The organism is Bacillus cereus group sp. BceL062 (genome assembly GCF_051780025.1).
In the GTDB taxonomy this organism is placed as follows: Bacteria; Bacillota; Bacilli; order Bacillales; family Bacillaceae_G; genus Bacillus_A; species Bacillus_A toyonensis.
This window is the reverse complement of sequence record NZ_JBPWGY010000024.1, coordinates 26,007-34,382: the sequence shown is the minus strand read 5'-3', so window position 1 is coordinate 34,382 and position 8,376 is coordinate 26,007. Positions and strand designations below refer to the sequence as shown.

Below are 8,376 nucleotides of genomic sequence, written 5' to 3'. Positions count from 1 at the left end.
CGTTGGTGGTATTGGTGTTATGAACATTATGCTCGTATCTGTAACAGAACGTACGCGCGAAATTGGAGTACGTAAAGCACTTGGAGCGACGCGTAGTAAAATTTTATTACAGTTTTTAATTGAAGCAGTTATGTTAACGCTTCTAGGTGGTTTAATCGGGATTGGTCTTGGGTATGGCGGGGCATATATCGTTTCCACATTTGCGAAGTGGCCACCGCTCGTTTCATGGGAAGTTGTCGTTGGAGGAGTGCTATTCTCTATGACACTTGGTATTGTTTTTGGATTAATTCCAGCAAACAAAGCTGCGAAATTAGATCCAATCGAAGCACTTCGCTACGAATAGTTTACTAGTATAGATAAATATCTCTACTATACATATTGTTCGAGTGAATGGTTGTAACATCCTTTAAGAGGATTATATAAATAGAAAGAGGCGCTATAATGGAAGCCAATATGAATAAACAAGATGTAAGTGCGAAAAAGCCATCATTATTTGGAATGATTAAATCTCCTGGAGTACAATTTGAAAGAATGCAAACAAACAAGAAAGTTTGGGGTATGTTCCTCTTCGTGGCACTATTACAAGGGCTACTAGGTGGTTTAAGTGCATATGTTAGACATAACTCACCTGAGATGCTTAAAATGAAAAAAGAATTAGGTGAACTGACTGGACAAAGTTCACTTACATCCGAAATAATTTCTGGAATTGGATCAAGCTTTGCTGGTGCGATGATTGGAGCACTATTCATAGCAGCCATTTATAAAATGTTTATGATGTTCTTTGGGAATGATACCCCTTATAAAACCTTATTGAATATTGTAGTTTATACAAATATTGTCCTTATTATTGGTGGACTTATTAATACAATGTTAAGTCAAATCTTTGGTACTGGAATGACTCAATATACGAGTCTAGGGCTATTATTTACGGAAGGTACATTTGCATATGGAATTGGTAATACAATTGAAGTATTCTATGTATGGAATTTAATCTTAATTTGGTTTGGATTACATATTACAGCTGGATTAAGCAAAGTGAAAGCATCGATTCCAATTATTATTCTATTCATTATTAAAGCGTTCTTCTTAGCGGTAATTATTGTATTAATAGCGAAGTCTTTACCAGGCATGCCAATGTAAATAAATTAAATCATTATAAATATGTTTAGTAAAAGATTTCCTACATTATTAACCGGTTACTTAACGTACAAAATACCGGTTAATTTGTGTCTAAAGTGTGTCTCAACGTGCACGTGACCCCTATTACTGCTTATGATTAACCTGATTGTAAAATCAAATTAATACTGCATATTGCAGTAAGAGGCAATCAAGCAGAAGAAACATATTGGTTTCTTCTGCTTTGGTTTATAATCAGTTTTTGTATTTATAATATAAATCATTTCACTGAAAGTAGCGTATGTGAGGTTCTACAAGTCTTTAGACGATGAATCGGCATAATTCGATACAAATTTAATATCAGGAATAAATGTTATAGTAATTTATTTTTTAAATTCATACTTTTTGACTACCATATTTATTTAATACTCCCTACATCTCTTACTTTTATATTTACTTTTATATTTATTTGTGATTTTGATAACTCATTACCCCAATTTTGTTCATGAGATATCCAATTTTTATATTGAAATGCACGAGCATATAATCCTAAACCAATAGGATCTATCTTCGCTTGTTTAATTTTTTTGATAAGTTGTGTTATTTCTTTTGTTAATTCTTTCGAAATAGCCTTTTCTAATTTTTCAACATCCATTGATGTATCAGAATCAGGAAACTTCTCAATAATTTCTGTTCCCATATCAATTTGTATATTAAAAATAAAATGGTTAGTATATGCTACTTTTTTGTCAACTTTAATTCTTTGTGCAGAAATACTAAGCAATTGTTTATTACTTAACTTGAATGGATTATTTATTGTAAATGGATAATCGCCTTGTACTTTGCCCTGTAATAAGGTTAATAATTTATTTTCATTTGGATTTAAACTTGATTGGAACAAATTTTGAGAATCTAAAAGCATTGTTCCTGTAATTCTCACTTTTTTATTTTCCATTTTTTTTATACTAGAGATACTGGGGGTTATCCCCTTATCCTTAACCTGTCTATGTAGTTCTTTAAAAGTTGTTTTAACAGTAACATTTCTTGCATTTCCTGTTCTAATTAATTTAGTCAAATAATCTGCAAGAAAGTTATTTTTATGGGCACGAGAGTAGATAATATCAGAAACTTTCCCTTCTACACCAATAACTTTGGCAGTCATAGTATTTTGGGGATCACGATAAAAAGGTTCTAAGTAACTTATCCAATTCTTTTTTTGAAGAAGTTTTTTTCCTAAAAGTATAATCTGTATTTTACTACCGGAAATAATTCCTGGATCTACAGTATCAAATTTATCTCTAGCCTTTCGAACTGTAGTATCCGAGCTATAATGTTTTTCCTCATTTCGTTTCTGATCTTTGTTTATTAAGGGGTTTACTACGTATATTTGCAGATTATCTTGCTTATCTAAATCAATTCCTACAATTAATGTCGCAGCAACATCCTCAACATATATTTGATCGTAGCAACCCGTAAGCAACATTAGACATGAGAGGAGATATAGTATTTTTCGTATCATCTAGTCTCACCTCTTAATTTAAATACTGCAAACAAGAATATAGGAAATAAATAAGCTGTTCCTAATCCTACATATGAAATTATGTTCTTACAATTTTGTACCTGACTCCATGAGGGATGAATCAGAAAAACACTTAAAATAATAAGAGAAAAGAAAATGGAGATATGCATATTGTTTTGTGGTTGGTTAGTTAAATTACTGATACATAATAAACTAGCATAAATATAGGGGGTCCATGCAGTAAAAACCACAAATAAATATACAGTTATAATAATTAAATCAAATCTTTCCAAAAAACTAACCTCAATAATCTTTAGTATACTTAGTACAGGTTGGTTATACGATGTTATTTCATCCGGACTAAAAAATATAAAACATGAAATTGTCATGAAAATATAAAAACACAATGTTATACTGTTAGCGATTAACACCCCTTTGGTCGCATCCTGTTTTCTTTTTAAATATGGATACATACAGGGTACTATTTCAAATCCTGTAAATGGAAAGATTGCCTGTGGAAAAGCCTTCAAAATCCCACTGATCCCATTTTTAAAAAGAGGCAACATATTTAGTGTATCTCCTTCTTTTAAGGGAATTAAAAATAATATTAAAATCCAGATTGTAAGATAAAATACAATCTCACAGTAACGTCCTAATACATAAACATTTTGAGAAACGACAAGATAAGTAGGGATTAAAAATAATATTATTATGAGGTAATCCGGTGTTTTAGGAAGTAAATTCCCTTTGATGTAGAGCATTCCGTTTAGTAATACCACCCACGCATAAAAAGAAAAATAGGCAGTATAGATCAGGGTGAAGGATTTCCTTGTAAATTTATTTATTCTATTATTCAACAGCTGGCTTGAATATCGTCGAGCTATTTGAACCCAAGCTAAACTAGCTAATGTAGAAAATAGAAAACAAAGAGGCAGAACTAACCATCCATCAGTACCCGATTTTTCTGCTAATGTACGGGGTAAAAAAAGAATTCCCGTTCCAACCTGAGCTCCATGAATAATAAATATAAATTGGCCTAAAGAAAGTGTAGCCACATTATTGATTTTAGTCATTATATGTCACCTTTTGCTCTATTTTTATATTTAAGAATAAAATACTTGAGCTTACAAATATTCATGGGTAAAAATGAAACACCGTACGGGGTACCTATAGAACGAATACTTAACATATGTGCTAGTAATGTCATAAGACCTATAATAATACCTACAACTCCAAACCAAGTGGCTAGCAGCATCATAGGAAAACGTAAGTATCGAACTGCTAAACTCATATCATAATTTGGGACAGTAAACGATGCAATAGCTGTTATAGAAACGATGATAATCATGATATTACTTACAATCCCTGCTTGTACAGCAGCTTGTCCTATAATAATCCCTCCAACTATTCCCATGGTTTGTCCAATAGGAGCAGGTAAACGTAAAGCTGCTTCTCTCATCATTTCTAAAGTTATTTCCATAATCATAGCTTCTACAATAGCTGAAAAGGGAACATTTTCCCTGGATTCTGCTATAGATAAAAATAATGGTACAGGTATCAAACTAAAATTAAATGAAATTAGAGCAATATATGCAGCTGGTAAAACAAGCGCTAAGAAAAATGCTACTATGCGTAAAATTTGAAGAACAAAATTTATCATCCACCTAGTACTTCGGTCATCTATATTTCTAAAAAAATTAAGAAAATTCGTTGGTCCAATTAATACATTTGGAGAATGATCAACAACTATTACAAATTTCCCTTCCAATAGATGAGATACTGCCGTATCAGGTCTTTCAGTTAGTAAGAGTTGTGGGAAAGGAGAATACGGGTTATCTTCAATGTGTTTAACTAATTCTCCAGTATTCACTATAGAATTAACTTTAATATTATTTAATCTATTTTGTATCTCTTCAATAATTTCAAAATCAACTTTTTCTATTAAAAAAAGTACATAAATTTTTGTTTTTCCTTCTTCACCAACTTCTGTAGACTTTACATTTAGTTTAGCTGTTGGCAAATAATTTCGGATTAAAGCAATGTTTTTAGTTGCAGCTTCTACAAATCCTTGATGTGTACCTTTTATAGATATTTCATTCTTAGAATCGGAGGGTTCTCGATTGGGTCCACCCTTAATTTCGAGTTTATATGCAATAGGGGATTTGTTAACAAGAAGAATTGCATTTCCCTCTAATAAACTTTCTTGAAGTTGACTAAGATATTGAACCTTAGAAATATTCCCAAGAGGTATAATTAGCTCTAATTCAGCTTTAAAATCTTCCCTTAAAAGGGGTTTAAGAATATTATCATTAACGTCTTTTTTGTCAGTTAATTCCGATAAATAAACTAATGCTAGGGTTTGATCATTTTCTTTCTGAATTCTTCTTATTACAAGATCCGGAGCATCCCCCAATTGATATTTTATAAACTCAAGACTTTTATCCAAAGAAGAATTTATTTGTACACTATTATAATTCTTCTGATTAGTTTCAGGTTCTTTATCTGGCAATAAAAATGTTTTCATAAGCCAATCCCTCATAATAAATAATTTTGTAGACTTATTATTAAATAACCACGCATAAATTATGTACCAAAAATGTCTATTCTTAAGACAAAATTCCCTTATACAATAATGCTCATTTCTCCTTATAATTGGTGAGGCATGCAATAGCCAACACAGTCTACAATAGAACCATACTATTATAGAAGTTAAAACAATTATTAGTACATAAGGAGTACAGATTATCTATTAGGGGCTTTTTCTCTGTTACAGGATGCTTTAATATTCTTAAATTCCATTTTAAAGGTCTAAGGAGTAACAATCTTTATATACACTTAAACCACTAAATAAAAGAATGTAAATTTATTTTCACGTAAAATTCTCGTGTATTTAAACGTTTAACAATTCCTTGTTTAACATATTCTAAGTATATACATTTAATAATGTTAAGGAATTAAGAATAAACATATAAATAAATTCAAATCAAATACAGTTAGAACATATGCAAGGTGGAGATAGTTTTGGAATTTAGAGATCTAAAAATTTTTCAAACAGTAGCTAGAATTAAAAATATTACCGCTGCCGCAAAGAGTTTGAATTATGTGCAATCCAATGTAACTGCACACATAAAACAATTGGAACAAGAACTAAATACGATTTTATTTCATCGGCATGCTAGAGGCATTTCCTTAACGGGAGATGGGCAAAAATTTCTTGAAAAAGTTGATAAAATCCTTAAAGAGTTTGAGGAACTAAATAATATGTTTAAGGATGAATCTTCAGTTGGGATTTTAAACATAGGAACAGTAGATACTGTGCATCCCTTACCTATGATATTAGCAGGATATTATGCGAAATATCCCAATGTGGATATAACACTTAAAACTGATGTGAGTAATCAATTGATGTTAGATGTACTAAATTACAAGTTAGATGGTGCTTTTGTTACAGGACCTATAAAAGAAGCGGCATTTGAACAATACGAAGTTACCAGCAAGACACTCACTTTGGTTACAAATCAACCTACATTTGAAATACAAGATTTAAATCACAAGACATTTTTAGTATTTGGACAAGGCTGCGGCTATAGGACAATGTTAGAAAAATGGCTTAAAAACGAAGGTTTTTTTAATAATAAATTTATGGAATTTAATATGTTGGAAATGATCTTGCACAGTGTGTCCCTCGGATTAGGTATTACACTATTACCTGCAACAGCTGTGGGCTTATTTTCTAGTATTCCCAATATTTATTGTCATGAAATCCCAAAGGAATTTCATAAAATCACAACCATATTTATCAGAAATAAAAGCATAAATGCGGGACTTGCCATGAGAAATTTTATAAAAGAAGTTCAAGTATATAAATAACAAGGAAGACCTATTTGGGTATCGGATAAGTTGATTTCAATCTATGTCTGAATATAGATTGAAATCAATATCCAGACATACTCTCGGCGTATTTCCTTAACTTTTTATACAAAAAACTATATATAATTATTAGTAAATTTCACATAAGATAATAACTAAAATACTTACTCTGATCCATTTCATAATGATACAAACCATCATTTCAAGTGATGATTTGTATCATTTGTTTGAATTTTACACTGTATCTTCATTTAAGTAGAATGAAGTAGGAATCGATTCAAAATCTTCTTATTTGAGAAACATTGTTTAAGGATAGTGATCAAAATGCCAGATAAAAATAATACTTTGATTATAAAAAAGAAAATAAAAAGAACTAAGTTTTTAATTTTTATTTTCACAATATTATTAATACTACTTATTAGTTTGAAAATAATATGTTATATTTCTGCTGTTAATCAGCTTTTAAATGAAGTTGTATTACCAAACACTCAAATTGAGACAATAGATGTAGGGGGATTAAATAGAAAACAATTAGAAAATATAAATCAAAAACAGATTAACTCTTTAATGGAAAAAAAAATAACATTTATATTAGAGAAAACCAAACAAACTTATACTTATCAGGACCTTGGAATTATGTATGATTCTAATTATGCCATACAAAAAATTTTTGATCAGCAAGTGAAAAATAAATGGAGTGGATGGTTCAAACAGCTAACAGCAAAGATAGGATTGCGAAAAATAAACTATAAATTAGAACCGAAAATTAATGATAATAAATTACAGAATTTAATCTCTAACGAATTTACTAAATTTCAAGAAAACCCCACTAATGCATCAATAAAAATGAGTGATACGGATTCTGGAATATATTATGTAGATGAAAAAGTAGGTAAAAAAGTTAATATAACTATGTTACAAAAAGATATAATTGAAGCTATTTATAAAAGAACAGATAGCATAGTCGTGAAATACACAAATATCTATCCTAATATTTCTAAACGAGATTTTAAGAAGATAAACATGAAAAAACCTAGGTCTGAATTTAAAACAGATCTTACTGGCCGAAGTGAAAATACAAGAGAAAATATAGAAAAAGCTGCTAATAAATTGAATAATGTAATAATACCTTCAAACAAAGAATTTAGCTTTAATGAAATTGTCGGAATAACTGATCAAACCCATGGCTATAAAAATGCACCGGTTATTCTAAATAACAAGTTAATTCAGGCAGCAGGTGGCGGGGTATGTCAACTTTCAAGTACCTTATACAATGCAGTTTTGTTAGCGAATTTAGATATTGTATCTAGAATAAATCATAGTCATCAAGTAAGTTATGTACCTGCGGGGTTAGATGCGACAGTAGCTGATAATGGTCCAGATTTTAAATTTAAAAATAATACTGATTCACCGATATATATCAAAGCAATTTTACAAAACAATCAACTTATTATTAGATTATTCGGAAATACAAGTGACGATATTGTTAATATATATACCAATACTATAGAAAAAACAGATTTTATATTAAAGGTAAACACTTACCGCGAAGTGAAAAACAAAGACAACACTTTAAAAACGAGAGAATTGATTAGTACCAGTACGTATAAAAATAAATAAAAAAGCAAGTTAATATGAGGTACTAATTTAATGGTTAGATTGCAAATTAAAAGAAAATTAGTTTATTAGATTATTGTTTGTAACCATTAAGACCATATTTTGTCTAGAAGCCTTGCGACAGAACAAGTTTCCTCTTTCAAAAAAATTAATATATTGGCTGTGTTAAATAACCGCCAATTGGAGGTTTCTGAATTCATTATATTTAAATATAATGAATTCAGAATATTAAATGAAGATTCTACAACGGGCCA

At 30.1% G+C, this 8,376-nt stretch carries 7 protein-coding genes; 4 read left to right on the top strand and 3 right to left on the bottom strand.

All coding sequences use genetic code 11. The features are described from left to right. The coding region (locus ACS2MN_RS30125; protein ID WP_438894895.1) for an ABC transporter permease at positions 1 to 343 on the top strand (343 nt) is incomplete at its 5' end. Between the two features lie 98 nt (positions 344 to 441). After that, entirely contained in the window at positions 442 to 1,140 is a 699-nt protein-coding gene (locus ACS2MN_RS30120) for a Yip1 family protein (RefSeq protein ID WP_438894927.1), read from the top strand. Positions 1,141 to 1,534: 394 nt separating this feature from the next. Here the strand turns inward: ACS2MN_RS30120 and ACS2MN_RS30115 are convergent, their stop codons facing one another. The 3 genes from ACS2MN_RS30115 to ACS2MN_RS30105 are packed head-to-tail and all read right to left on the bottom strand — an operon-like array spanning position 1,535 to position 5,159. Further along, complete coding sequence (locus ACS2MN_RS30115; protein WP_438894926.1) at positions 1,535 to 2,635, bottom strand: Ger(x)C family spore germination protein; 1,101 nt, start codon at positions 2,633 to 2,635, stop codon at positions 1,535 to 1,537. Next, positions 2,632 to 3,708: a GerAB/ArcD/ProY family transporter gene (locus ACS2MN_RS30110; RefSeq protein WP_438894925.1), complete on the bottom strand. Its 1,077-nt coding sequence runs from the start codon at positions 3,706 to 3,708 to the stop codon at positions 2,632 to 2,634. Before ACS2MN_RS30110 ends, ACS2MN_RS30115 begins: the two co-directional genes overlap by 4 nt. Continuing rightward, on the bottom strand, positions 3,708 to 5,159 hold the full coding sequence (locus ACS2MN_RS30105; RefSeq protein ID WP_438894924.1) for a spore germination protein: 1,452 nt from the start codon (positions 5,157 to 5,159) through the stop codon (positions 3,708 to 3,710). Before ACS2MN_RS30105 ends, ACS2MN_RS30110 begins: the two co-directional genes overlap by 1 nt. Positions 5,160 to 5,656: 497 nt before the next feature. Between ACS2MN_RS30105 and ACS2MN_RS30100 the strand changes: the two genes are divergently transcribed. Together ACS2MN_RS30100 and ACS2MN_RS30095 are read left to right on the top strand one after the other, a co-directional pair. Then, positions 5,657 to 6,505, top strand: coding sequence for a LysR family transcriptional regulator (locus ACS2MN_RS30100; RefSeq protein ID WP_346995122.1), 849 nt, complete (start codon positions 5,657 to 5,659; stop codon positions 6,503 to 6,505). Between the two features lie 324 nt (positions 6,506 to 6,829). After that, entirely contained in the window at positions 6,830 to 8,125 is a 1,296-nt protein-coding gene (locus tag ACS2MN_RS30095) for a VanW family protein (protein WP_438894923.1), read from the top strand. The last annotated feature ends 251 nt before the right edge of the window (positions 8,126 to 8,376 follow it).